This window comes from Mycobacterium sp. DBP42, from assembly GCF_005924235.1.
Classification (GTDB): Bacteria; Actinomycetota; Actinomycetes; order Mycobacteriales; family Mycobacteriaceae; genus Mycobacterium; species Mycobacterium syngnathidarum.
Genome location: NZ_VCMY01000002.1, coordinates 193,018 through 218,752, shown reverse-complemented (window position 1 = coordinate 218,752; position 25,735 = coordinate 193,018). Strand labels below are relative to the sequence as shown.

Annotated in this window: 21 protein-coding genes; 3 read left to right on the top strand and 18 right to left on the bottom strand. The window is 63.8% G+C overall.

Translation table 11 applies throughout. The features are described from left to right. Positions 1-202 precede the first annotated feature (202 nt). On the bottom strand, positions 203-1,114 hold the full coding sequence (locus E0T84_RS03445) for a class I SAM-dependent methyltransferase (protein ID WP_138743857.1): 912 nt from the start codon (positions 1,112-1,114) through the stop codon (positions 203-205). A 264-nt stretch (positions 1,115-1,378) separates the two neighbouring features. Here E0T84_RS03445 and E0T84_RS03440 point away from each other — a divergent pair, with 264 nt between their 5' ends. Next, positions 1,379-2,167 (top strand): GAP family protein, encoded by a 789-nt coding sequence (locus E0T84_RS03440; RefSeq protein WP_138743754.1) that lies wholly within the window; start codon positions 1,379-1,381, stop codon positions 2,165-2,167. Between the two features lie 38 nt (positions 2,168-2,205). On the opposite strand, the gene E0T84_RS03435 is transcribed toward E0T84_RS03440, so the two are convergent. Beyond that, positions 2,206-2,973, bottom strand: coding sequence for a class I SAM-dependent methyltransferase (locus E0T84_RS03435; protein ID WP_070189470.1), 768 nt, complete (start codon positions 2,971-2,973; stop codon positions 2,206-2,208). A gap of 57 nt (positions 2,974-3,030) precedes the next feature. Then, a complete protein-coding gene (locus tag E0T84_RS03430; RefSeq protein ID WP_070189469.1) occupies positions 3,031-4,311 on the bottom strand; it encodes a glycosyltransferase in 1,281 nt (426 codons plus the stop codon). A 442-nt stretch (positions 4,312-4,753) separates the two neighbouring features. On the opposite strand from E0T84_RS03430, the gene E0T84_RS03425 reads away from it, so the two are divergent. Then, positions 4,754-5,509 (top strand): GAP family protein, encoded by a 756-nt coding sequence (locus tag E0T84_RS03425; protein WP_083284554.1) that lies wholly within the window; start codon positions 4,754-4,756, stop codon positions 5,507-5,509. Positions 5,510-5,571: 62 nt separating this feature from the next. Here E0T84_RS03425 and E0T84_RS03420 read toward each other — a convergent pair whose 3' ends face one another. From E0T84_RS03420 to E0T84_RS03380, 9 genes are all read right to left on the bottom strand, one after another. After that, positions 5,572-6,858 (bottom strand): glycosyltransferase, encoded by a 1,287-nt coding sequence (locus E0T84_RS03420; protein WP_138743753.1) that lies wholly within the window; start codon positions 6,856-6,858, stop codon positions 5,572-5,574. A 108-nt stretch (positions 6,859-6,966) separates the two neighbouring features. Next, on the bottom strand, positions 6,967-8,352 hold the full coding sequence (locus E0T84_RS03415; RefSeq protein WP_138743856.1) for a hypothetical protein: 1,386 nt from the start codon (positions 8,350-8,352) through the stop codon (positions 6,967-6,969). Then, complete coding sequence (locus E0T84_RS03410) at positions 8,352-9,329, bottom strand: sulfotransferase family protein (protein ID WP_371725689.1); 978 nt, start codon at positions 9,327-9,329, stop codon at positions 8,352-8,354. Before E0T84_RS03410 ends, E0T84_RS03415 begins: the two co-directional genes overlap by 1 nt. Positions 9,330-9,480: 151 nt before the next feature. Continuing rightward, positions 9,481-9,819, bottom strand: a complete 339-nt coding sequence (locus E0T84_RS03405) for a hemophore-related protein (protein ID WP_070189406.1) — start codon at positions 9,817-9,819, stop codon at positions 9,481-9,483. A gap of 99 nt (positions 9,820-9,918) precedes the next feature. Continuing rightward, positions 9,919-12,786, bottom strand: a complete 2,868-nt coding sequence (locus tag E0T84_RS03400) for an RND family transporter (protein WP_138743752.1) — start codon at positions 12,784-12,786, stop codon at positions 9,919-9,921. Between the two features lie 40 nt (positions 12,787-12,826). Then, a complete protein-coding gene (locus E0T84_RS03395) occupies positions 12,827-15,727 on the bottom strand; it encodes an RND family transporter (protein ID WP_070189404.1) in 2,901 nt (966 codons plus the stop codon). After that, entirely contained in the window at positions 15,724-16,134 is a 411-nt protein-coding gene (locus tag E0T84_RS03390; protein WP_138743854.1) for an MmpS family transport accessory protein, read from the bottom strand. The genes E0T84_RS03395 and E0T84_RS03390 overlap by 4 nt, the downstream gene beginning before the upstream one ends. Positions 16,135-16,630: 496 nt before the next feature. After that, positions 16,631-17,365, bottom strand: coding sequence for a hypothetical protein (locus tag E0T84_RS03385; protein ID WP_138743751.1), 735 nt, complete (start codon positions 17,363-17,365; stop codon positions 16,631-16,633). A 61-nt stretch (positions 17,366-17,426) separates the two neighbouring features. Beyond that, positions 17,427-18,338: a hypothetical protein gene (locus E0T84_RS03380; RefSeq protein ID WP_138743750.1), complete on the bottom strand. Its 912-nt coding sequence runs from the start codon at positions 18,336-18,338 to the stop codon at positions 17,427-17,429. A 250-nt stretch (positions 18,339-18,588) separates the two neighbouring features. On the opposite strand from E0T84_RS03380, the gene E0T84_RS03375 reads away from it, so the two are divergent. Continuing rightward, positions 18,589-19,881: an adenylate/guanylate cyclase domain-containing protein gene (locus E0T84_RS03375; protein WP_070184898.1), complete on the top strand. Its 1,293-nt coding sequence runs from the start codon at positions 18,589-18,591 to the stop codon at positions 19,879-19,881. Positions 19,882-19,885: 4 nt separating this feature from the next. On the opposite strand, the gene E0T84_RS03370 is transcribed toward E0T84_RS03375, so the two are convergent. From E0T84_RS03370 to E0T84_RS03345, 6 genes are read right to left on the bottom strand one after another with little or no spacing between them, the layout of a single operon-like run. Beyond that, positions 19,886-20,371 (bottom strand): Dps family protein, encoded by a 486-nt coding sequence (locus tag E0T84_RS03370; RefSeq protein ID WP_138743749.1) that lies wholly within the window; start codon positions 20,369-20,371, stop codon positions 19,886-19,888. A gap of 59 nt (positions 20,372-20,430) precedes the next feature. Beyond that, positions 20,431-22,197, bottom strand: a complete 1,767-nt coding sequence (locus E0T84_RS03365) for a DUF2339 domain-containing protein (protein ID WP_070184894.1) — start codon at positions 22,195-22,197, stop codon at positions 20,431-20,433. Between the two features lie 43 nt (positions 22,198-22,240). Next, positions 22,241-22,894 (bottom strand): response regulator transcription factor, encoded by a 654-nt coding sequence (locus E0T84_RS03360; protein WP_138743748.1) that lies wholly within the window; start codon positions 22,892-22,894, stop codon positions 22,241-22,243. Further along, positions 22,891-24,045: a MacS family sensor histidine kinase gene (gene macS, locus E0T84_RS03355; protein WP_070184892.1), complete on the bottom strand. Its 1,155-nt coding sequence runs from the start codon at positions 24,043-24,045 to the stop codon at positions 22,891-22,893. The genes E0T84_RS03360 and macS overlap by 4 nt, the downstream gene beginning before the upstream one ends. Before the next feature lie 57 nt (positions 24,046-24,102). Beyond that, a complete protein-coding gene (locus E0T84_RS03350) occupies positions 24,103-24,960 on the bottom strand; it encodes a sulfurtransferase (RefSeq protein WP_070184891.1) in 858 nt (285 codons plus the stop codon). Between the two features lie 10 nt (positions 24,961-24,970). Then, positions 24,971-25,723 carry an amino acid ABC transporter ATP-binding protein gene (locus E0T84_RS03345; protein ID WP_070184897.1) on the bottom strand — a complete coding sequence of 251 codons (753 nt, stop codon included), beginning with the start codon at positions 25,721-25,723 and terminating at the stop codon, positions 24,971-24,973. Positions 25,724-25,735: the final 12 nt, after the last annotated feature.

Genomic DNA, 25,735 nt, shown 5'->3' with positions numbered 1-25,735 from the left:
ATGACTCTAGCCTCGAACAGGCATGGACTCGGGCTGGTTGGTCGATTCAGATTCAATAGTTGACTCGCCTCGTGCTGCTCGCTCCGTGCACCAAGGTCCATGATGGGTTACGGCCAACAGTTGAGGGGGCCCAGCTGGCCGGTTCACTTTGTGCAAGCAATCAGATTGATTGTGGCAGAGCCAATTCCAGGCATCTGATGCATCACATCGCCCGCAGGACAAACCCGGTCTGGTCGCCGCGCTGTTGGCTGTTGAGTGATAACGCGCGTTTCTCCCACTCCCACAGCTGCTTGGGTCCGAACATGCGGAGAATCTTGGGGTCGGTGACCGCCACGTCACGTCGATAGGCTTCGCTGCCGAGGAACTGACCCAAATTCGAATCGTCGAACATCCTGACCACTTGTAATCCGGCCCGCCGTGCGGCCGTCGCCATCCCCCGACGTGACGGTATGACCATGTGCCGGGGCGCGTCGGCCTGTACCCAATCGGCTCCGTAGGTGGTCCAAGCTTCCGACGAGGTCGTAGGCACCCGCGCCAGGCACATTCCTCCGACCGCGAGCTTTTCGTAGGCGACCTTCAGCGTCGCGACCGGGTCTGGAACATGTTCGAGGGAATGGTTGAACATCAGCAAGTCGAATGTGCCGTCGACGGCGCTCAGATCCCGCTTCATCAAGGACACGCCCTCGCAAGACCGGCCGTCGGCCTCGATGAACGGATCGGCACCGAGCAGATTGTTGAATCCAATCCTGCTCAGGCGATCAAGCAGTGCACCGGTGCCACACCCTACATCCAAGATTCGTGCGTCACGCTCAACCTCAAGTTGAGCCAGCATGCTGACGACGTCTCCGCCGAGAAGAACACGGAAGACGCCTTCGGACAGCCGTGTCCCGATGAGGGCACTGAGCATTCGGTTACCGCCGCCATGCAGCTTATTCGAATCATGTTGGCCCACCAGCCATCGGAACGCGCTGGGTGGAGCCGACGCACTGTGCGAGTAGTAGGTGGGCGGGTAATGGCGCATGAGGTCTTCGCCCTCCAGCGCGTCGAGGATCTGCAGCGTGTCACATGCAGTGCAAACGAAATACTCGAAAGCTTCACGAGTGCCGAACATCATCTCGCGGACTTCAATCGCCTGATGAGGACCGATCGAGCCACATAGTCGGCAATCTCTGGTGACCGTGTTCACTCGTCCAACCTCAACACCACCGGCGAAGCATAGCGTTTGCGGAGGCCAGGCGGGCCGAAAACGTGATGGCAGCGGAATCGGCACGTGGACGAAGTTAGCTCTGGCACGCCGACTTTGGTACGCGAGAGCTCGCGCGGCAACTGGAGCCCCAAAAGAGCTGACAGACCGGAGCAAGCTAGTAGTGTTTCGGCGGTGTGGGGTTCGGTGCTTGCGCTAGGGATTCTGGTAGGCCTCGACCCCATGCGCCTTGGCATCACCTTGCTCGTGATCTCACGGCCACGCCCCGTGCAGAACCTCCTGATGTTCGGCGCCGGATGCGTCACGGCATGCATACCCACATTGGTGTTCCCGCTGACACTGCTGCACCTCACACCCATGTTCAAGTCCACCGCGGAATCCTGGGCCCGGAGTTCCACGGGCGGTTACATTCAAATAGTCATGGGCTCGGTCGCGCTGATGACCGCCACGATGCTGACCGTGCACTTCTGGGTGCGCCGACGGGCGGAGGTGACGACTCCGAAGACCGGCATGTCGACCCTGGTGTCGGACCCGGATACGTCGACGCCGGTCTCGCGACTCCTTGCCCGAGCTCGGGAGACGCCTGCAGAGGGCGGGTCGATTTTCCGGCGGTTGTTGCGGCGCGGCCACGACGCGTGGGAAGACGGCTCCCTATGGGTCTCCTATGTCATCGGCTTTTCATTTGCCGGGGCGCCCCCCGACGTTGCCCTGTTCCTGCTTGCGATCGTCGTCGTCTCGGGAGCTGCGGTCGGCACGCAGATCACCGCGACCATTGCGTTCGTCGTCGGTATGCTCGCCGTGGTCGAGGTCGTTCTGATCAGCTACCTGGCCGCGCCTGCGAAAACCGAGGCAGTCGTGCAGCGGCTACACGACTGGGCCTGGGCACACCATCGAAAGATTCTGGTGGCCATGTGCGTCCTGGCCGGCGCAATGCTCATCGCCAAGGGTGTGAACAGCATCTGACCGGCAGGCAGTCGCCGACTCGCCCGGTCCTCACCGGGTCAGGCGCGACTGGCGACCGCCACCGTGGGGCCGAGTCCGCGCCGGGTCCGGAACTCGACAGTGATGGCCGGATCGGCATGTCGGCCAAGCGCACGCAGAGCCGACGGACTGTACGCACGAAGCGAACTTATGAATCCATCGTGTTGCAGCGGAGAGATTCCGACGAACGGCAACACCGCTGCCAACAACGCAACGTGCAGGGGTGCCGGCGGCCTGGGCAGGTCGACGATCAGCAGCTTCTTGGCGGCCCGGGTACCTGCAGCGAACACACGGGCAGCTAGCTCAGGAGGAAGGTGGTGCAAGGACAACGCGAACACCGCCAAGTCGTAATAGCCTTCCGGCGCGTCGATTTCGGTGGCATCCATTTCCCGTACCGTCGCGCGCGGGTGGTTGCCGAGGTCGCCCGCTTCCATACCCGCGACAAAGGCGGGCTCGATATCGGTGACTGTCACCTGCGCGGTCGGATGCTTGGCCAGTAACTTGCGCGACAAGCCACCGAGGCCGGCACCGAGTTCGAGGATCCTCGGCGAGGGCACGTCCGCCACCTCACGAAGCGCCATCCGTGCGCACTTGTCGTGGATGCCAATTCGCCGACGCCGACCGGCGCGGTCGAGTGAATCCATGACCTTGCGTTTCAGGTCGTCGACGTCGTCGCGATCCAGATACTCCAGCCGATCGGTCTGCAATCGCCGATCCAGCCAGGAAGCGTCTGGTCCGCCCCGGGGCATTTCCGCAATGTCGCAGGTTCTGCTAGCCACGTGGACCATCATGGATCATCACGGTCGTGATCCGACCCGAAGTCGCAAACTCATCGGAGTAGGTGATCAGCCCACTCGCCTGAGATGGGCGAACTTCTCCAGCAAGTCCGCGGTCGCCGCAACACTTTCGGCGGGATTGGTCATCTGAACTGCTACTTCGCGGGCACGAGCCGCAAATTGCGGTTCGAGAATCGTCCGCAGGTCGGACACCAACGACTTTCGTGTAGTGGCCGAAAGGCGCCGGGTGGTACCGACTTTCAGCCGTTTGATGCGAGCTCCCCACAGCGTCTGGTCCAGATCCGTCGAGAGGACCAGGGTAGGGACGCCGGCGCGGAGGCCCGCAGCGGTGGTACCTGCACCACCGTGGTGCACGACGGCGCGGCAGGCGGGGAACGCGGCCGAATAATTCATGGTGTTCACCACTTTGACATGGTCGGGATGTGCGACACCGCTGAAGTCGCTCGCGCCGGCACAGATCAGTGCTCGTTCACCCAACTCCGCGGTGGCAGCACTGACCATCTCGAGCGTGTCAGCGGCCGAATCGACCGGCATGCTGCCAAACCCGAAGCAGATCGGTGGTGATCCGGCGGCGATCCAAGAAGCGATCTCGTCATCGGTATCGGTCGGCAACTCCATTGTCAACGCACCGACAAAGGGCCGCTGGCCGTCCCACTCAGACCATTCGGCAGCCAGCCCGGGAAAGTAAATCTCGTCGTAGGCTTGGATTTCCAGCGACCCCCGCTCGGCCACTCTCCATGCGGAGGGGCCGCTGGCCTTCGGCAGGCCCAGCTCTCTACGCTGGGGATCCTCAAGCCGTTTCATCATGGGCCAACTGAGCCACTCTGACGCTCTCATCATCGCGCGAGCCAACCGGGGCGGTAAGGACGGGACGAGCTGACCGTTGGGCCGCAGCGGGAACACGTGCAGCATGGCGAACGGGATGTCGAGAGCCTCCGCGACATTACCGGCTGCCTCCTCGCCGATCACGCCGGTGAAAAGTAGATCGGCGCCGTCCGCCAATGACATCAGCGTCTTGCTCACCTCCTGCCAGTACTGGTCAAACAGATGCCATTCCTCGCGCAACAGGCCGGCCAGATCCCTGACCCTCCAGAAGTTCTTCCAGAACTTGCGCAGGAAGCGAGCCCAGAAGTCACGGTTCAGGTCTTGCCACACGCGCACGTCCGGCCCGCAGGGTATGGCTGCCGGCCCGGCCGCCTCGACGAACTCAACCAGATCAGGCGAGACGGCCATCCGTACCTCGTGTCCCCGGCGCAGCAATTCGCGGCCGACCGCGACACCCGGCTCGACGTCACCGCGAGTCCCGTAGAAAGCCAGTACAAATTTCATCGCGGAGACCTCGCGCCTTTCGATCGTCGCGCCCATGGACGCCCAGAGACATCGGTCATTATCCCGATCCCCCGCCGGTTCCGGTCCAAAACCGTGCAGGCGGATCACGAGGAACGTGCGCAAGGTCTGACGGCGAGCCGAAATACATCCATCAGCCGTGCACGCGCACCGTCTCCAGGCCCGTGGAGGACGTCCGGCCGCTCCGAATTGTCCGAGGATGCGTCCCGGCCGGCCGGTCGGCAACATCGCCAGGCCACTCGGTTCGAAGATCAAACTGCAATGACAGCAACCACTCTCAGCAACGAACAGTGGCGGTGCAACCCGAGCACCCACGGCGTGCACGCACGAAGAAGTCAGATCAAGATCACCAGAGTTGCGAAAGCTGCAAAATGCAAACAACCAGCGGGTAGTGTCCCGGGCCGTGTGGGGCTCACTACTCGGGATGGCGGTTCTGATGGCGGTCAATCCCGCTCTGCTCGCCCTCATCCTCCTGGTGATCTCCCGCCCACGTCCGGTGCAAAACCTGCTCGTCTGTTGGATCGGCTGTCTCACGACCAATATTCCGGCACTGGTGATCCCAGTGATGATGCTGCACCGCGCGCCTATGTTCAGTCCTCAGGCTCCGGGCGCGGGGACCGCGACCCGGCACATACAACTCGGCATGGGCGTTCTCGTATTGTCGGTTGCTGCGCTGATCGCGGTGCGCTTCTGGGTGCGCCGCCGAGCACACGCGCAAGCACTGAGCGGCAGCGGCGCCAGCCAGGTGCTGGAATCGGAGAGGCCGGCCCCGATCTCGTCACCGTTCGCCGGTATCGAAGAGACGGCCGAGGGCGGATCAGCCATTCGACGGCTGTTCGGACGTCTTCAAAGAGCCTGGGACAGTGGCGCTTTATGGGTCGCGTTGGTCTGCGGAATGGGATTCTTGCCTGGATTCCCGTTGGTCCTGTTCGTGGCGACGACCGTGGTCTCCTCCGGGGCCTCGACGGGAACCCAGATCATCGCCGTCATCCTGTTCGTTGTCGCGATGTTCGCGGTTTTCGAAGTTGCCGTGGTGAGCCATTTGGTCGCACCGGTACGGACCCAGGCGGTGCTGCAACCAGTGCACGACTGGGCGCTGGCAAACCGCCGCCAGATAATGATCGGCATATTTGTGATGATCGGCCTACTACAGATAGTGAGGGGCTTGGGCGTCATCTGAGGTGGTGGTCGGCCATTCGAACGGATCGGATGCCCAGCGGTTCCGATATGGGACCCGCACGGCTATCCTGCGTCAGTCAAGTAGCCTTGGACGGCAAACCGTTCCAGAAGATCTGCGGTGCTGGCGACGCTTTCGTCAGGTGTGGTCATCTGCGTAGCGACCTCGCCGGCCCGAGCGGCATATTTCGGATCGAGAATCGTGCGCAGGTCTGCGACCAGCGAGTCGCTGGTAACTGTCGAGATACGCCGGCCCAAACCAACTTTCAACTGCTTTACCCGAGCTGCCCAGAGTCCCTGATCGAGCGCGGTCCAATACACCAGCATCGGCACTCCGGCCCGCAGCCCCGCTGACATCGTGCCCATACCGCCGTGGTGCACCAGCGCCCGGCAAGCTGGGAAGACGGCCGCAAAATTCACCGTGTCCACGACCTTGACCCGGCCCGAGTCAGAGGTCGGGCCGAACTCGCTCGAGCCGGCACACACCAACGCCCGCTCCCCCAGCTCCCTACAGGCCGTATCGATCATGGCGAGCGTGTCCGAGGGCGATTTGACCGGTGTGCTGCCAAAGCTGAAGAAGATGGGCGGTGTTCCGGCCGCAATCCAGGCGGCCACGTCGTGGTCGCCCACCGTTGTCAGTTCCATCGTCAATGCTCCGACGAAGGGCCGTTGACCATTCCATTTCGCCCATTCGCCGGCCAATCCGGGAAAGCAGACCTGATCGTAGGCTTGGATCTCGAGTGATCCACGTTCAGCGATCCGCCGCGGCGAGGAGACAGCGGCCTTCGGCAGACCCAGCTGACGGCGTTGAGCATCGTCGAACTTCTTCACCCCACGCCAGTTCACCCACTCGTAGACCATCAGCACACCCCGCCCCAACACAGGCGGCAGGAATCCGAGCATCCGGCCATTGGGCCGCACCGGTGATACGTGAACAGTCGCCAACGGAATGCGGTAATATTCAGCAACATTCACGGCGGGCGGCTCGAAATTCAGAAAAGTGATCAGCAAGTCCGCCCCGTCGGCCAGCGACTTCAGCGTGGTAGAGATTTCTTCCCAGAAACCGACTACAGACTCTCCGATCTCCCGCATCTCACGCCACAGTCCGGCAAGTTCGCGCACCTTCCAGAAGTTGCCGAAGAATCGAATCCAGAAGTCTCGGTGCGCATCCGACCACACCGCAGTATCCGGCCCATACGGGACCGTCGGCAGGCCTGCTGCCTCGGCGAAGTCCACCAGGTCCGGTGACACCGCCAAACGCACGTCGTGCCCCCGACGCAACAGCTCGCAACCGACCGCGACGCACGGTTCCACGTCGCCACGAGTTCCATAGCTCGCGAGCACCAATTTCATAGCGCATCTTTCGACAGAGATCTCCGGTCGACCGGTTTGCGAACAACGCTGAAGCACTGAATGTCCGGGGGTCGAAACGCCAAGGCTACCCATGCGTTAACGCGCGCGTCAGTGGATTTCCCCAGTTAGGCCAAACTCGGTCAGGGTTTTTTCTGCCAGTTCACGCAACGCGCAGACGGTGTTCTCCGCTCCGGGCTGATAGGCACCGACACTGATGAAGATCTTGCCGCTGATGCGTCCGGAGAGAATGACGGCGCGGCCGCCTGTTCGTTCGAGGAACTGCCGCGATTCCCGTTGCCCCGTCGTGCGTGCGTTGGCGAAGGCGGCTGTGGTTCCATCGGCCTGACTGATCAATGGGCTCAGATCGCCGAGATACGAAGCGAACACAGGCTGGTCGGGATCCGCCGGTGCGCGGGCCACCATCTGCCTGAGCATCCGGTTCGGCACGAACGAAGGCAGCCACAGCAATTGCTCGGACTCGTCCTGGGACTCTTTCAAGCTCCTCAGCGTCTGTTTGACGGCAGCTCGAATGTCGCGCAGATCCGTGGTGGCCTGTGCCGGATCGACGGCAACCCGCGCATACGACAACGCCATGGCGCGGGTGTCGTCCTCGGAAGTACGGTCGCTGATCGGGATCTGGAGAGTGACGACGCCATCTTTCGCGCGTACCCGCCCGATACCTTCCCCGAATTTGGCCGCGAACGCCGCGGCCAGCGTGTGGCTCCCTCCGCCGAGAGCTTCTGCTCGGGCATCCCAGTCATCCAGATCGACGAATATCGTCAGTGCCGGCACCAGGACAACGTCATCGGCACCGAATGCCTTGGCGGGAACGGGCTGCGGCGCCGGTCGACGGCGATCGTCAACTGCAGTGCGAGTCTGTTTCCGGGCCGATTTGATCGCCGCGACCAGGGCCCGCGCCACGTTGGGCACATCCCGGGATGTTTGCCGAATATCCTGCCCCAACGCGCGCAGTCGTGTGCGCGACTGCGGTTGCGGGTATCCGAGATCCCGAGTTCTGCCCAGGACCCCTTCGATGATGACGAGCGCCAACCCGAGGCCATCGATCAAGTTGTGCGAAAGTACCAGGCTGACCGCCGTCGAGCCGTCGTCGAGGGTGACCACACCGAGGTTCCAGCTCGGACCCAACTCCGCATTGACGGTGATTTGCGAACGTTCAGCGACCCAGTGACTCAATTCACTTCGCGGACAGCTCGACTCGGCGACGTCAAGGTCTGACGGTCCACGATCCAGCACCCACCGGTGCCGGGCAACCGGCAGCGCAGGACGCTCGATGCGGCGGCCCAACAGTCCACGACCGAGAAAGTGGTGAAACCGCCGCAACCCTTCGAGATCGACAGGCCCCTCATACAACCACGTGACCTGTATGACGACGTTCATCCCGGCGGCGTGATGTTCCGCCAGTAGTGCCTCGTCTGCCAATGCGAGCCGATTATCCAGTGATGCAGACCGTTTGGACGCGCCGCGGGTTCTCATCAGGCCCAAGTCCCCCGGCGCCGGTGAGCCATCGCAACGACCTCGTAACGCAACTTCAGCAGGGATGGCCGGATGAATCGATTGAGTTTGTGCAAGCGGAAGGAATTCTCGAAGACCTTTCGAAAACCTTGTTCGCTCGCCCGGTATTCGGCATAGACGCGGTCCAGCGCGCTCTGGTCCCAAGATTCGTCGAGCGCAGCCGCGTGGAGCGTCTCATAGACGACAGAAATCCAGTCCGTGCCGAACGTTTCCTGCACCGGCTCACTCTGGCGCTGACGATGTAGATCCGGTGTCAGAAACTCCTCGATCGCCGCCTCATCGCGCGTATCCAGATCGATACCAAGGGCTACGGAGATCCGCTTCACCTCTCGACGCCAATCATCGAGAAGGTTTGCGTATTCGACGAACACGCGCGGCAGACCGCGTGTGTCCCTCTCGGCCAACAGATTGAACTTCAGCCAAAGTGCGCTTCCGAGCTCCGGCAACGTCAGGAAGTCCGCCGCACCGGAGGCGATGACTTCCTGCGGCGGACGCACCATGTTCACCACAGCGATGTCAAAGCCCGCCATCCGCGCGGCCTCGAACCACAAACTGGACAGCAGCGTTATCTGAAGATCTTTGATGAGTACAAGAGGCGCGGACGGCAACGTAGCGAGAAACTGCCCGATTTTGTTGATGCAGGCTGCCTTCTCGTCTGCATCAAACCCCTCTTCCTCCTGCAAGCGCAGTGAGGCGTCGAACACGGCACTGCCGTGGCTGCGCAGAATCGTGTTGTTGAGATGCAGCGACGCACGTGGCTCCCAGTATCCACGGGGGTTTCGCGGATCGGCACCCGACAGCCCGGCGGGGAGCCGCGCTCCGCACAGGGAAAGAACTCGGGTAACCGCCGACGTTCCAGATCGGGGCACACCCAACACGAACAGCGCGACCGGGCGAGCAGCAACCTCGCCGCTTGAGGCTCGGTTCACAAGCACCACTCCGCCAACGGTGGGTCCGAAATTGGGCGGCTTACGTCAGCTACGTATCCGTCGGGTTGCGATTGCTGCGAATCGCACTTCACCGCAGATACTCTCGACACTAGCGCATCCCTATCGGGCGAAACCCGGCTACCACTCGGCGCCTCCAGGATCAGAAGTTGTTACAGGTATTGAAGGCTTGCTCAATCGAGCCGAGGTACGGCTGGAACAGCGGAGCATTCGCGACATCCTGGGCCGTCCGAGCGCGCTTATCCGGTGTGTCAGCAAGGAATTGACGTAAGCCGCGTTGCAATATCGGCGATTGGTCGAATGCCATGCGGACTTGGGGATCCTGCGCATCGAGCGCCGATACCAACTGCGGGTACGTACACGTCGTGTTGATCGCGGAATCCAGGTTGGGCCCTGCGGATGCGATACCGACCCCAGCGGTCAGCGACACGGCCAGCCCTCCCACTCCGACGGCCAACCCGGTCAAGGACGGACGGAACATATGCAAACTTCCTCCCTACCATTGCTCCCGACCATTCCGACTGTAATCGGCCCGGCCGGATTACATCCATAAATTTCACAGGTCGGCCATGACACGAAATCACACGTCCTGCTTGACCAGTGGGCCGGCCGGCAGTGTCGCAGGCCCCAGAACCGCACTGGACGGCCGCTGTCGGACCCTCAGCGGCCACCAGAACCACCGCCCGAGCAGTGCCGCGATCGCCGGCGTCATGAATGCACGTACCACCAGAGTGTCGAAGAGCAACCCCAGCCCAATGGTGGACCCGACTTGCCCGATGATGCGTAAGTCACTGACCACCATCGACAACATGGTGAACGCGAACACCAGGCCGGCAGACGTCACCACCTTGCCGGTGCCGCCCATCGCCCGGATGATGCCCGTATTGATCCCGGCCCCGACCTCCTCCTTCATCCGCGACACCAACAGCAGGTTGTAGTCAGAACCGACGGCCAGCAGAACGATCACGGACATCGCCAGAACGAGCCAGTGCAATTCGATGCCGAGGATGTGCTGCCAGAGGAGCACCGAGAGTCCGAACGCCGCCCCCAACGAAAGTGCCACCGTGCCAACGATCACCAACGCGGCGATCAGACTCCGCGTCACGATCAGCATGATGCCGAAAATCAGGCACAGCGCGGCGACGCCCGCGATCAAGAGGTCGAATTTGGACCCGTCACGCAGATCTTTGTATGTCGCCGCGGTGCCTGCCAGGTGGATCGATGCGTTCTCCAGCGGGGTCACCTTGATCGCTTCTTCGGCGGCCGTCCGCACGGCATCGACCCGCGCGATGCCCTCAGGTGTTCCGGGATCACCCCGGTGGGTCAGAATCAGCCGCACTGCCTTGCCATCCGGTGAGAAAAACAGGCTCATCGCACGTTGGAAGTCCTTGTTCTCGAACACTTCCGGAGGCAGATAGAACGAGTCGTCATTCTGGGCGCCGTCGTAGATCTGGCCCAGCGCGGTAGCGTTCGAGGTCGTCTCGTCCATGATCGCGATCATCCCGGACATGGTGCTGTGCATCGTCAGCATCATGGTCCGCATCGACTTCATGATGTCGATCATCGGCGGCAGTTGCGTGACGAGTTGCGCCTGTAACCCGTCGACCCGCACCAGGTTGTCGAGCAGTTTGTGCAACTGGAGGCTGAGCTTGTCCGTTCCGTCGAGCGCATCGAATACCGATCGGATGGCGAAGCAGACCGGAATGTCGTAGCAGTGTGGTTCCCAGTACAGGTAGTTGCGGAGCGGCCGGTAGAAGTCGTCGAAGCTCGCGACGGTCGCCATCAACTGGTCGGTGAGTTCAGCTGTTTCGCCCGTCAACAGCACTGTGTTGTGAGTGATCGAGCCGATCAGCTTCATCAGGTTGTAGGTCCCCTGCATCTGCGTGATCATCTTCTGCATGTCGTCGGCCTGCTTCAACATGTCATCCATGCGGGCTTTGGCGAACGGCACGATCTGGAGCAGGCCTGCGCTCTGCAGGCTGATCTGAAAGGGGATCGACGTACGCTCGATCGGGCTCCCCTCGGGACGGGTGATGCTCTGGACCGTGGCAATTCCCGGTACGGCGAAGACATTCTTGGCCAGTTTGTGGAGTACCAGAAAGTCCGTCGGATTGCGCATGTCGTGGTCTGCCTCGAGCATCAAGATGTCGGGCGTCATTCGCGACTCGGGAAAATGTCGCTCCGCGGCCGTGTAGCCGAGATTGGCCGGAATGTCTTGGGGGACATACAGTCGGTCGTCGTAGCTGGTCTGGTATCCGGGCAGAGCCAGCAGCCCGACGAACGCCACCGCACACGCCGCCGCCAGAATCGGCACCGGCCATCGGACCACCGCGGTGCCCACACCACGCCACCTACGGACCATCAGCTTCCGCTTGGGTTCGAAAAGCCCGAACCTGCCGCCGACGGCGATGACAGCCGGGACCAGCGTGACGGCCACGGCGACCGCGACCGCCATACCGACGGCCGATGGTATGCCCATCGTCTCGAAATACGGCAAGCGAGTGAAGCTCAGACAGTAGAGGGCTCCGGCAATGGTCAAACCCGATGCCACAACGACTTTGGCTACGCTGCCATAGGTGGTGTAGAACGCGGTTTGGCGATCCTCACCGGCCTGGCGTGCCTCGTGGTAGCGCCCGACGAAGAATATTCCGTAGTCCGTTCCGACCGCGATCCCCAGCGACACCAGCAGATTGACCGCGAAGGTCGACAGCCCGATGAAATCCTGGTCTCCCAGGAACGCGACTACTCCCCTGGCTGCCTGCACCTGGATGCCGACCATGATCAGCAAGAGAACGACAGTGATGATCGAGCGGTACACGAACAGCAGCATCGTGAAGATCACCACCAGGGTGACCAGAGTGATTCTGATGATCGACGTATCACCGGCGTGGTTCATATCCGTCATCAGCGGTGCCGGACCAGTGACGTACGCACTGACCCCAGGCGGCGCAGGCGTGCCTTCCACGATGTCGCGGACAGCCTCGACGGATTCGTTCGCCAGGGCTTGGCCTTGGTTACCTGCGAGATTCACCTGGACATAGGTACTCAGAGCGTCGGCACTTTCGACGCCAGCCGCGGTCAGTGAGTCTCCCCAGTAATCCTGGACGTGCTGCACATGTGTGGTGTCGGCTCGCAACTTGCGGATCAGCGCGTCGTAATAGCCGTGTGTGTCTTCGCCGAGAGGTTGCTCGCCCTCCAAGACGATCATCGCGACGCTGTCGGAATCGGATTCCTTGAACACCTGGCCCATTCGCTGCATGGCCCGAAACGACGGCGCGTCTTTGGGGACAAGCGATACAGAGCTTTCGCGCCCGACTTGTTCCAGCGAAGGAACTGCGAAGCTGACTACGGCGGTGATCATCAGCCAGCCGAGAATGATCGGCACCGCCAGCCGATAGATCACCCGAGCGATCAACGCTGGTCGGCCGTCTGGCTGCCGACTGCTCATACGGCCTTCACCGCACGAAAGGAAGACGTTTTCATGCCGGTCAGCGCTCTTCCCTCTGCAGGATGGAGCGGACAAGCTGGGCGCGTCCGGCCGTCCGACGTGAGGCACTGAGAGGGCGTGGATGCACCTGCTGTGGCCACCAGAACCACCGCCCGAGCAGAGCGGCGATCGCCGGCGTCATGAAGGCACGTACCACCAGCGTGTCGAACAGCAACCCGACACCGATGGTGGCGCCCAGCTGACCGATGGTGACGAGGTCGCTGACCACCATGGCGAGCATGGTGAACGCGAACACCAGGCCGGCAGCGGTAACCACCTTGCCACTGCCGCCCATCGCCCGGATGATGCCCGTATTGATCCCGGCCCCGATCTCCTCCTTCATCCGCGACACCAACAGCAGGTTGTAGTCAGAACCGACAGCCAACAGAACGATCACGGACATCGCCAGAACTACCCAGTTCAATGGCATGCCGAGGATGTGCTGCCAGATGAGCACCGAGAGCCCGAACGCTGCCCCCAACGAAAGTGCCACCGTGCCAACGATCACCATCGCGGCGATCAAACTCCGCGTGACGATCAGCATGATGCCGAAAATCAGGCACAGGGCCGCGACCGCAGCGATCAGGAGATCGTAGGTGGACGCTTCGACCAGGTCTTTGACAGACGCCGCGGTACCCGTGAGAGAGATCTTGGCATTCTGCAGAGGTGTGCCTTTGAGCGCTTCTTCGGCGGCGGTTTCAATCGGGCCGACCAGCGACATCCCCTCGGTGGTCGCCGGGTCGCCCCGTTGCGAGATGAGCATGCGGGCGGCCTTCCCATCCGGAGACAGGAAGATGTCCATGACGCGTTGAAAGTCCTTGTTCTCGAATACTTCTGGAGCGAGATAGAAGGAGTCGTCGTTCTGGGCGGCGTCGAATGCCTTGCCCATCGCGGTAGCGTTGTCGGAGGTCTCCTCCATTTGCTCCATGATCCCGGACATGGTGCTGTGCATCGTCAGCATCATGGTCCGGGTGGATTCCATGGTCGAGATCATCACCGGAAACTGCTCCGCCAGTTGCGGCAGGATCGCGTCGAGTCGATCCAGATTGGCAACCAGGTCAACCATTTTGACCGTGATCTGGTCAATGCCGTCGAGGGTGTCGAACACCGACCTGATGGACGAACAGATCGGAATCGTGTAACAGTGCGGCTCCCAATAGAAATAGTTGCGGATCGGTCTGAAGAAATCGTCGAAGTTCGCGACGTGATCGCGCAGTAGATTGGTTGTCTCCTGCAGCTCGTGCGTATCGGCGACCATCCGGTGCGTGGTGCTGACCATCTCTTCGGTCAAGGCCTGCATGCGCTTCACGATGGCGATCGTTTTCTGCATGTCCTCGGCCTGGACCAGCAGATCGTCCATGCGATTCTTCTGGAACGGCATCAGATGCGTTTGAGACGCGTTGCTCATGCTCAGCATGTACGGGATCGTCGAGTGCTTGAGCGGCTCACCGCCGGGGCGAGTCGGCGCCTGGACCGTCGAGACGCCGGGGACCGACAGCACTCCCTTGGCCAGCTTGTTCAGCACCAGAAAGTCGACCGGATTCCGCATGTCGTGGTCGGCCTCGACCAACAGAATGTCAGGCGCCATCATCAACGACTGCGGGAAATGTCGGGTGGCCGCCGCGTAACCCACATTGGCCGGAATGTCTTGCGGAATGTACTTCTGGTCGTTGTAACTGGGCTTGTAGGCGGGAAGCGCCAACAATCCGATCAGCGAAACCGCGCATGTGGCAACGAGTATGGGCCCGGGCCATCGCACGACCGCGGTGCCGACCTTCCGCCATCGACGTACCGCGATCTTCCGCTTGGGTTCGAACAATCCGAAGCGGCTGCCTGCCGCGATGACCGCGGGAACGAGCGTGACCGCAACCGCGACTGCGGCGACCATGCCCACAGCGGTTGGAACGCCGAGAGTTTGGTATACCGGTAGCCGGGTGAAATGCAAACACAGAATCGCCCCGGCAATCGTCAAACCGGACCCTACGACCACCTTTGAGACACTGCGGAAAGTCGTGTAGAAAGCCGCTTCCTTGTCCTCCCCGGCCTGCCTCGCCTCCTGATACCGACCGGTGAAGAAGATTCCGTAATCCGTGCCTGCCGCGATCGCCAGTGCTACCAGCAGGTTGACGACGAACGTCGTGATTCCGATGACTCCGAGACTGCCAAGGAACGCGACCACCCCTCGGGCCACCGTCAATTCGATGCCGACGACCACCAGCATGAGAACGACAGAGATGATCGACCGATAGACGAGCAACAGCATCACGAAGATCACTGTGAGGCTCAATGAGGTGACCAGCGCGACCGTTCTGTTGCCGGCGGGGCCGAGATCCGCTGCGAACGCTGCCGGTCCGGTGACGTAGGCGTTGATTCCCGGAGGCGCTGGTACCCGCTCGACGATCGCTCGCATCGCCTCCAGCGATTTGATCGCCGAGATCTCTTTGTTTGCAGTCAGGGTCACTTGCGCATAGGTGGCCTTGCCGTCGACGCTCTGGGCCGCACCCTGAGTCAGCGGATCGCCCCAGAAATCTTGGACGTGCTGCACATGGGTTGGGTCGGCCTCCAACTGACGAACTATGTCGTCGTAATAGCCGTGTGCCTCGTCACCGAGGGGTTGGTCGCCCTCCAGCACGATCATCGCGACGGCGTTGGAACCTGACTCGCCGAACAGCTCACCCATCCGCTGCATCGCCTCGAACGAGGGAGCAGCGGTGGGATCCATCGCGACCGCATGGTCTTTCTCCACCTGCTCGAGCGAGGGAACGGCCACGCTCAACAGGACGGTGATGGCCAACCACGCAAGAATGATCGGCACCGACAGTCGACGGACCATCCGCGCGACGAACGGCGGTGGTGCGCTCACCGGCAACGGCTCCGTGGCGGGTTCGCTGTCGGTACTCATGCGGCCTTCAGCACGCAGAAGGTAAAGGCGCTGACCCCTTGCCGAACCTTCTCGTCTTTGACTTCATCGCCGACCAGGATGCGGCACCCGATGCTGTCGGTGTTGCCCTGCGCCGTGACGTTTCCCATCGCCGTCGCCTCGGAAATCGGGAACTCCACCGACCATGGCAGTGTCGCATCCTTGACCAGTTGTGGCTCAGCATCGGCATCGAAATAGCTGATCGTCGCGACTGTCCCCGGCGGACCGAACACCTCGTACACCAGGTGCTTGGGGTCGTGAGGCCGCTTCTCCTCACGTTCTGCACTCGTATAGGCGGGGCGACTCTGACTGCCGAAGACACCGTGCAGTCGCGACACGGTGAACCCGCCCGCGACTCCCACCATCACCAGTACAAGCGGAATCCACAGCCGCTTCAGGATCCTGAAAATCGCGAGCTCCTCCGACTGTCTCCGTGCCGACACCTTGCGTGGTGCGCAAACATGCATTTGTGATCGGGTGCGGCCAAACGAGCCCGGCCCACGGGCCGCACTCCGGGTTTGACCGTCCGCGAAGCCCCGCAAACGTGCGATGGCCGCAAGGAGCGCACCCGATCCCGAAGAGTAAACCATGCCCGTCCGTCAATTTGTCGCAAACGACGTAGTTCATCGGAATCGGTTAGACGCCTTGACAATCACCGCAAGGGCGCTTGCGCTGGCACACCAACCATCACCGCCGATGGCAGCCCCGATCCGGTACTGCCGAACCTTCCTCACACCGCCGAAATGTAGGAACTGGATGTGGACCCGCTATGAAAGGACCATGGAGTGCGCCATTGCTGCGGACGGCCGGCAGGACGCAGCATGCCACGATGAATCCATCCGATCAAGCGGTTGTAAACCCACTCGTGGCTACCCACTACCGTGGTCAGACCACCTCAACGGTGGCCGGGGCGAGGTCGGCTATCGCCTGACGAATCGCCCGAGGCCGGGGCACCGCCCCTGCGGGGTACACCACGGTGGTTTGCCAACCCGGGTTGCCGGTGCGGATCGTCCACGCGTGGCTGTAGACGACGCCGCGGAAGTCTCGGGAAGAATGAGTGACAGCCGTGACGCTGTCCCACGGCCGGAAGCCCGGGTCGTCGGCAGCCGAAGGCGAGTAGCCGATCCCTTCGTGCGACAGCCAAAGGTGGGTGCGCCCGTACGAGCGGATGATTCGAACGGGCATTGCGACAGCCGCCAGCACGGTGGCCAGCAAGGCCATCGCAGTCAACACCGTCATACCGATCGCAGCGAGTCCGGTGGTATCGAGCTTGTCGATACCACCGGCACGGATCGCCCTGCGCACGAATCTCGTCACGCTCGAGGCCACCACGGCAACGACGACCAGCGCCAGCGCGGCGGACAACCAGAACACGATGCCCAGCGGATTGTGCACCTCGGCAACGGCGCCGGCCGGCTCTGGCGCTTCGCGTTCGGGCTTCACCGCCTTGGCTTCCTGATATGCGACGAGCCCGAAACCTGTCGCCAGAAGCAACGGAGCCGTCACCGGCCCCCAGAGCGAGCCCGACAATTCTCCGCGACCCCAACCAGCGATCAACAGCACTCCCCCGGCCATCGACACGATGGCCGCAGCGACGAACGCCCAAACCAGCGGACTCATCCGATAGACCGAGGCAGCAGAACGTCTGCGGTCATGCTCCCCGCGCGTCATCACCGTGCCGCTATGGCAAGAACCGGGCGATCTGAGGTGACGGCAGTGTCTGGGCGGCACGCGCCTGCCGGACGCCGACCGCTCCACCGGCCGCCGTCATCAAGAGCATGCCGGCGAGTCCGGGGAGCACGGCGAACAACAGGTCGCTCGTGCTGGCGGTGCGCAGATAATCGGCGTATCCCAGTCGGAACGACTCTGGCACCGCAGGCATCGAATGTGGCTGCGCTGCTGGGGGTTCCGACGGCTCGGGCCGGCCCGGGCCGGGAGCCGCAGGCGGTGCCGCCACCGGCGGGGCCACGGGCACCGGGACGGAGACGACCGGGGCGGGAGGGACCGCCACGGGGGCCGGCGCCGGCGCGATCGGAGCAGCCGGCGTGACGGGAGCCTTGGGCGGGGTCGACCGGATGACGATCGTGCGGCTGCTCGGGGCCGTTGGCACGGGCGCGAGGTTCGGGGCCCGGCCGAGGTTTCCGTTGGTCGGGGCGCCCGCGGCCCCGCCTCCGCCGCCGCCGGCCATGACTCCCGTGGATACCTGACCGGCGCTGCCCGACAGGACCGCCGACGGAGCCGGTCCCACGCTGGTGCCGGCGCTGGACGACTGCGGTGATTCGGCGAACGTTCCCGTGCGCGCCGCGGCCCCTGGAGCCTCGGCGCCGCCCACGCTGGTGGCGGTCTGACCGGTCGAGATCTTGGTGGTCCTCGTGGTCCCGATCTTCGCTTCGGGCTTGGTGCTCTGGGCCGCGTTCGGCCCTGAGAGGCCGCCACCGGAATTCTTGACTCCACCGCCACGCTGCGGGCCCACATTGGCCACGGCGTGGGACTTTTTGTTCTTCTTCTTGTGGTCGAAGAGGTCGTGTATATCGACACCGAACAAATGCGCTGAAGCCACCCCGGTGCCGAGCATGCCCGGCCCAGCGACCATGGCCCCACAAGCGATTGCACAGCCAGCTGCGGTGTTACGCACCCATGACCGGTCCACGAATGAGCCCCCCAGAAGATTTCGCGGAATATCCGCGCGCACTGGAACAGGTTCCCATTGTGGCATACCGACGTTCCGTCGGATTTGCTGGACCATGATTCGAAATAGCGGCCGCGTCAATGTCGGCCAACGGAGCGGCTGACGGCGATACCCTTTGTCCGTGGTGGTCAGCGAGTTCCGCCGCTCGGTGTGTATGCCCGAGATGGCGCTGAACAACCGCGTGTCGGCGCGCACTCGACACTATGCGCAGAGCGTGTCGAGCCGACTGCGGGTGTTGACGATCGCGACGTGGATCGCCGCCACGGTGTCGGCCGGTTTCGGAATCTTCCAGCTGGCTCTTGACGGACCGATGTGGCGGCTCGGCTTCGTCAACCTCGTTTCTGCAGGTCTGTTCGTTCTGGTGCCACTTCTGTACCGCTTCGGCGAACTCATCGCGCCGCTGGCGTTCTTCCTGATCGCGTACGTGTCCGTGTCCGTGATGTGCTTCGCGATCGGTACCGGCTCGGGTTTGCAGTTCTATTTCGTGGTGGCGGTATCGCTGGCGGTGCTGGTGCTGGGGATCGAGCGCATCGTGCTGGCGGCCACGTTGGCAGCCTTTGCCGTCGCCGCCACCATCGCGCTGCAGATCGTCGTTCCAGAGGATCGTGGTCTCGGGCCACCATGGGCCCTGACCGCCGGCTTCGTGGTCTCCACGGTTTCTGCGGCGGTAATGGTGTTTGCCACCGTCTGGATGTCGTTACGCGAGATCGCGCGCGCCGAGCAGGCGATGGAAGCCGAATATCAACGATCCGAACAACTGCTGGCCAATATCCTGCCGGCCACGATCGCCCAGCGACTCAAGGAACCGTCACGCACGATCATCGCCGACAAGTACGACGACGCTTCGATCCTGTTCGCCGACATCGCCGGTTACACCGAACGGTCCAGCGATATCACCCCCACAGAGCTCGTGCGCTTTCTGGACCGGCTCTACACCGACCTCGATGCTCTGGTGGACCGGCACGGCTTGGAGAAGGTCAAGACCAGCGGCGACTCCTACATGGTGGTCTCGGGGGTGCCCAGGCCGCGGGCCGATCACATCGAGGCACTGGCCTGCCTGGCCCTGGACCTCGCCGCTGCCGTCGCAGACCTCAAGGATCCACGAGGCCGCGCAGTGCCGCTGCGGATCGGGCTGGCAGCCGGGCCCGTGGTGGCCGGCGTGGTCGGGGCCCGCAAGTTCTTCTATGACGTCTGGGGCGACGCGGTCAACGTGGCATCGCGAATGGAGACCACAGACATCGCCGGCCGAATTCAGGTGCCGCAGAACGTCTATGACCGAATCAGCCATGCCTTCGTGTTGGAGGAACGTGGTGATGTCGAGGTCAAGGGCAAGGGGCTGATGCACACCTGGTACCTGGTCGGGCGCCGCGACGAGGCGGTACGCATCCGGCTCGAGGATGCGAGCCCGGTGAACACCGCCCCGGTCGTGCCGCCGGCCGGCGGTTAGACGGTTAGACCTTGCGGTTCTCCGATTTGATCAGCCAGCCCAGCTTCTCCAGACCGTCGATCAGCTGGTGCAGGATGTCTGCCGTGGTGGGATCGTGCGCATCCACCGAGTCGTGGACGCTTCGCAAGGTGTCCACAGTCGCGTAGATCCGGGTGGCGATGAGGTCGACCACCTCGCCGGTGCTGCGCTCATAGGCGGGAAACTGAGGAAGCGTCGTGCTCGCCACGACGGTGTCCGAGCGTCCGTCCGGGACGGCGTCCAAAGCGCGCATCCGCTCGGCGATCGTGTCGCTGCCCTCCCTGGCGAAATCGACCACCTCGTCCAGTTGCAGGTGCAGATCCCGGAAGTTGGTGCCGACGACGTTCCAGTGGGCCTGCTTGCCCTGAACCCCCAGCTCGATCAGGTCGACGAGCACCTGCTGCAGATGGCCGCCCAACTCCGGGGTGGCTTGGAAACCTTCGATGTCGGATTCGTTTCGACGTGTACTCATGCCATTCACAACGATGCATAATCTGGAATCAATCCAGATTAATGAATCTGTGGCCACGCTCACAACGGCTGCTCACCAGTCACCTGGTCCTGCTGACTGAGCAAGCGTGCGTAGCCGGCGCCCATGCCCAGCAGCGCCAACCCGACAACGATGAACACCGCGACGCGGAACATCCCGTCGAGGGTTCCCAGATCGAACAGGAACAGTTTCGCCATGGCTGCCGCCACGAGTGCCATTCCGCCGCCGATCGGCAGCGATCGCTGCGCTCTGGGGCGCCGTGCCGCGTAGCCGAGCAACCCGGCGGCCACCGCGATCCAGCAGATGGTCGCTGCCATGTGGCCGCCGAAGAAGCCGGCCCCGGTACCGCCGATGAGAACACCGGCGGTGACGCTGAACACCGTGACCGCATATCCCGCCGCCGCGGCCGCGACCATCCACACCAACCGGGCCACTTCCTGATCTCCTTCACCGGCGACCGACCACGAGATGGCAGCGGCCGCGGCGATCGCCAGAACACTACCGATCAGCACCGAAACCGTAAGGCCTGCAGACATTTTGGTGGCGCTGAGCAGGATGTCCGGAGCAGCGGAGTCGAGGTAGATCACGCCGCCCACCACTGCCAGGCCGACAGCGATGGACCGCGCAACATCCTGGTGGCGCCCGGCCACGGCGACCACCGCGGACATCGCCAACACCACCGGCCCGGCCACTGGCCCGTCGAAGGCGACCAGGACCGCGATCAGCGCGGCGACCGCCGCCAGTACCGACCACACCTGGCGCACCACGATGCCCACGCCGGGCAGACGGTCACCGAGGGCCACGATCGCCACCAATGTTGCTGCCAGCGCCGCTGCCAGCAGCGCTGCAATGACGCGATCGACCGCTCCGCCCACACCCAGCACCGGGAGAACGCCGCCCGCTGTCAACACCGCCGTCGCCGCCGGTCTGGTGGTCCAACGCAACACGAGCACCCCGCCCGCCAACGCCAGTACGGCCGCGAGCCCGCAAGTCATCGCGAGCACCAGGTCGTCCCGGCCATCGATCGACGCCGCCGCCACCGCGATCAACAGTGGCAACGTGGGCGCGGCCATACGCGCCGCATACAACCAGAGCCAGTCCCGGCCGAACTGCAGCGGCAGTGCGGCAGCCGACAAGGCGAGCATGAAACCGATCAGCAACAGCGTCACCCCATCGGTCACGACGGGTGCCAGGGCGACGAGCGGCACCAGCACCAGCAAGCCCAGCTGTTCTGAGTTCCACCGGCGCGCCAGCATCAGGCCGCCGCCACCGATCACCGCGGCCAAGGCCAGACCGAACGGTGCCGACACCCAGCCGTAGATCGTCGTCACGGCAATCACGTCCATGTATGCGGCGGCGACACCGGTCGCAGCCAACGAAATCGCGCCGGCCCGCCCGCCCGGCCGGCGATAAAGCCACCATCCGGCACCCACCAAGCCCGCAGCCAGGGCAGCGCCCGCGGCAACCCGGAACTCGGGGCGCAAGATTCCTGCCTGCGCGGCCAGCACCAGCAGCAACACCACACCTGTGAGCGTCACGGTCACCCCGGCCACCGCGAGCGCCTTGCCGATCCAGCCTTCCGATCGCTGCGGGCGAACCGCGGGCACAGGCGGCGGAACCGGTGTGGTCGGCGCCGGGGACAGTGACGGCGCAGCGGGTGGGGCCCACGGCGTGGGCACGGGTGCCGGTGGCTGATCGAGCATGCGGCCCAAGGCACCCAGATCTGCCGACACCCGGTTCATATACGCCGATATCGCAGCCAGATCCGACGACATCCTGGCGATCACAACGCGATGAGGTTCGCTCATGCGCTCAGCGTGGCAACAAATTCGGCTGCCGTGATGAGTAGGACTACTCGTCGAGGCCGTGTTCGATGGCGTAGCGGGCCAATTCGACCCGGTTGGCGACCTGCAGTTTGCGGAACGTCGCCTGGACGTGATTTTCCACCGTGCGGTGGCTCAACGACAGGCGGGTGGCGATCTGTTTGGCGGTCAACCCTTTAGCCACGTACCTCAACACCTCGGTCTCCCGCTCGGTCAGGCTCGGAGTAGCCGGGCCGTCGGCGGGCTGTTGGGCGATGCGCCGGTACTCACCCAGCACGAGGCCGGCCAGCCCGGGGGTGAACACCGCCCGCCCCTCGGCGGTGGCCCGCACCGCTGCGGTCAGATCAGCTTTCGACGCGCTCTTGACCAGATACCCCGTGGCTCCGGCCTTCACCGCTTCCAGGACGTCGTCGCGTTCGTCGGAGGCCGACAGCACCAACACTCGCGACGACGGTGACACCGTCAGCACTTCCGCGGTGGCCGTGGAACCACTGCCGTCGGACAAACTCATGTCCATCACCACCACGTCTGGCTGGACCACACCGGCGCGCCGACGCGCCGATCCCACCCCGTCGGCGGTGGCCACGACGTCGAATCCCTCATCGCCTAGGTCACGTGCCACCGCGTCCCGCCAGATCGGATGATCATCGACGACCATCACCCGCAGTGCTGTCTCGGTCATGCCTGTCCCTTCTCGCTCGCGGCACGGGCCGGGCGAGGTAGCGTCAGCTCCCATTCCGTCCCGCATCCCGGCGCGGTGTGCAGCTGCGCCCGTCCGCCCAGCCAATCCATGCGGCCCACAATCGATTTCGTCACCCCCACATGACCTTCGCGGACCGCCTCGTCCAGCCTTCCCTCGGCAATGCCCACACCGTCGTCGCGGATACTCACCGTCACCGAATCCCCCAGGTCTTCCAGCAGCACAAAAACCCGGGCGTCTGGCCCGGCGTGCGCAGCCGCGTTGTCGAGTGCGTTGCCGGCCGCGGCGAGCAGCTCGTGGGCGGTTTCGGAATCCAGCAGCACCGGCTCTGCCGGAATGCTGACCGATACCCGGTCCGAGGCCCGGGCCCGCAGCAACGCCCCGATGTCGGTGGCTCCACCGGTGTGCAATTCCGGGTCGGGTGCGCTGACCAGTCGGCGCAGGGCGCGCTCCTGCTCACCGGCCAGTTCAGCCAATTGGGCTGCCTCACCGCCGATCTCGCGTCCCCGCCGCGACACCAGCGCCAGCACTTGGATGGCTCCGTCGTGTACCCGGCGCGACAAGCGCTCCCGCTCCTCCAACGAGGCCGCCAGCCGTACCGCACGCTCCAACTCCGCATGGGCACGACGTGCGGTCTGTGCGGCCATGCCCACCGCCAAACCGACGGCCAATTCGATGACGAGGGTGGCGTTACGGCCCAGGTTGACGCTGACATAGCCCTTGAGCGCAGCCGCGGCAGCCATCACTGCCAGCCCGGCCGTCATTCCGCCGACGGGGCCGAACTGCAGTGCTGCCGAAATGGTGGCATTGGTCGCCCACAAGGTGGTGGGCCAGGACTGGTTGTCGGCGATCCACTGATCGGACGCCACCCATTCGGTGGAGAGCATGAGGGCCAGGACCACCACGATCTCGGCGATCACCCATGAGGGACGGCGGCCGAAACCCTGAAGGTATGCGACGGCACACGCGATGCTCCAGGCGATCAGCACGGCGCACAGCGCGGCTGCCGGTACCGGACGCGACAGGTCGTCGTTGATCGCGATCTGAAAGCCCAGCGCGTACAGACAGCTCAGCAGCCGAAATATCTGCGCGGCACGCCACAACGGGGTGACCGGGTCCGGGCGGCGCTGCATTTGCCCAGCATAAAGTGGCCGGCCGGCGACCGGGTGCAGCGATTTCGCGCGTCGGGCCTACCGGTCACCCCGGGCCACGGGACGGTCCGGATCCGACGCCCATTCCGACCACGACCCCGGATAGAGCGCCGCATCCACCCCGGCAGCAGCCAGGCCGGCCACGGCGAGCGCTGCAGTCACGCCCGACCCGCAATAGGCACCCACCTCTGCACCCCCGGCCACGCCTCGATCGGCGAGCAACGCGTGGAGCCCGGCGTCCGCAGCCAACGTGCCGTCCGCGGCGAGCAGCTGGGTGCTGGGCAGATTGACCGCGCCAGGGATGTGGCCGGCCACCGGATCCAGCGGTTCCACGTCACCACGGAAGCGTTCCGGGGCCCGCGCATCCAACAGCACTCCAACCCCGGACTGCGCCTGTTCGGCGGTCAGGGTGCGCAGCGCGCCGTGGTACAGGTCGTGGTGAACGACGTCGACGTCGCCGGATTCGGGCGTGACCGGGCCGGATTGCAGCGGTTCACCCGCCGCCGACCAGGCGGCCAAACCGCCGTCGAGAATGCGTACACCGTCGATCCCGGCCGCGGTGAGCACCCACCAGGCCCGGGCCGACCCGGCTCGGTTCCAGTCGTCGTAAACCACGACCGGTACACCCGCGCGCACCCCCCAACGACGCGCCGAGGACTGCAGATCGGCTCCCGAGGGCAGCGGATGACGGCCTCGGCCGGTGATGCGGTGATCGGCCAGTTCATCGTCGAGGGACACGTAGACGGCACCGGGCAGGTGACCGTTGAGATAAGCCTGTTGACCGTCGGGCTCGGCCAATGACCATCGCACGTCCAGCACGGTGACCGGGGCGCCCGAGGCGATGCGGTCACGGAGCTCAGCGACCGTGACAAATACGTCATCTCGTGCCGAAACCACGTATCCGACGCTACATCACCTTCGACAGAAACTCCTTTGTACGTTCATGTTTCGGGTTGGCCATCACCTCGCGCGGAGGGCCGCTCTCCACGATTACCCCGCCGTCCATGAACACCATCTTGTCGGCGACCTCACGGGCGAAGCCCATTTCGTGGGTGACCACCACCATGGTCATGCCCTCGCCGGCGAGCTTCTTGATCACCGCCAGCACCTCTCCGACCAACTCGGGGTCCAGTGCCGAGGTCGGCTCGTCGAACAGCATCAGCTTGGGGTTCATCGCCAGGGCCCGGGCGATGGCCACCCGCTGCTGCTGCCCGCCCGACAGCTGGGCCGGATAGGCGTCCGCCTTGGCGGCCAACCCCACCTGATCGAGGAGATCTCTGGCCCGGGCCACCGCGGCGTCCTTCTTCACCTTCTTGACCCGGATGGGTGCCTCGATGATGTTCTCCAGCGCCGTACGGTGCGGGAACAGGTTGAAATGCTGGAACACCATGCCGATGTCGCGGCGTTGCCGGGCGGCCTCTCGCGGGGGCATCTCATGCAGCTTGCCGCCGCGCTCGCGATAGCCGATCAGCTCGCCGTCGACGTAGAGCCGGCCGGCATTGACCTGCTCGAGATGGTTGATGCACCGCAAGAACGTCGACTTTCCCGAACCCGACGGCCCGACCATGCACAGCACCTCACCCCGGCTGACGTCCAGGGTGACACCCTTGAGCACGTGCAGGGCGCCGAAGTTCTTGCACACACTTTCGGCCCGCACCATCGGTTCGGCGGC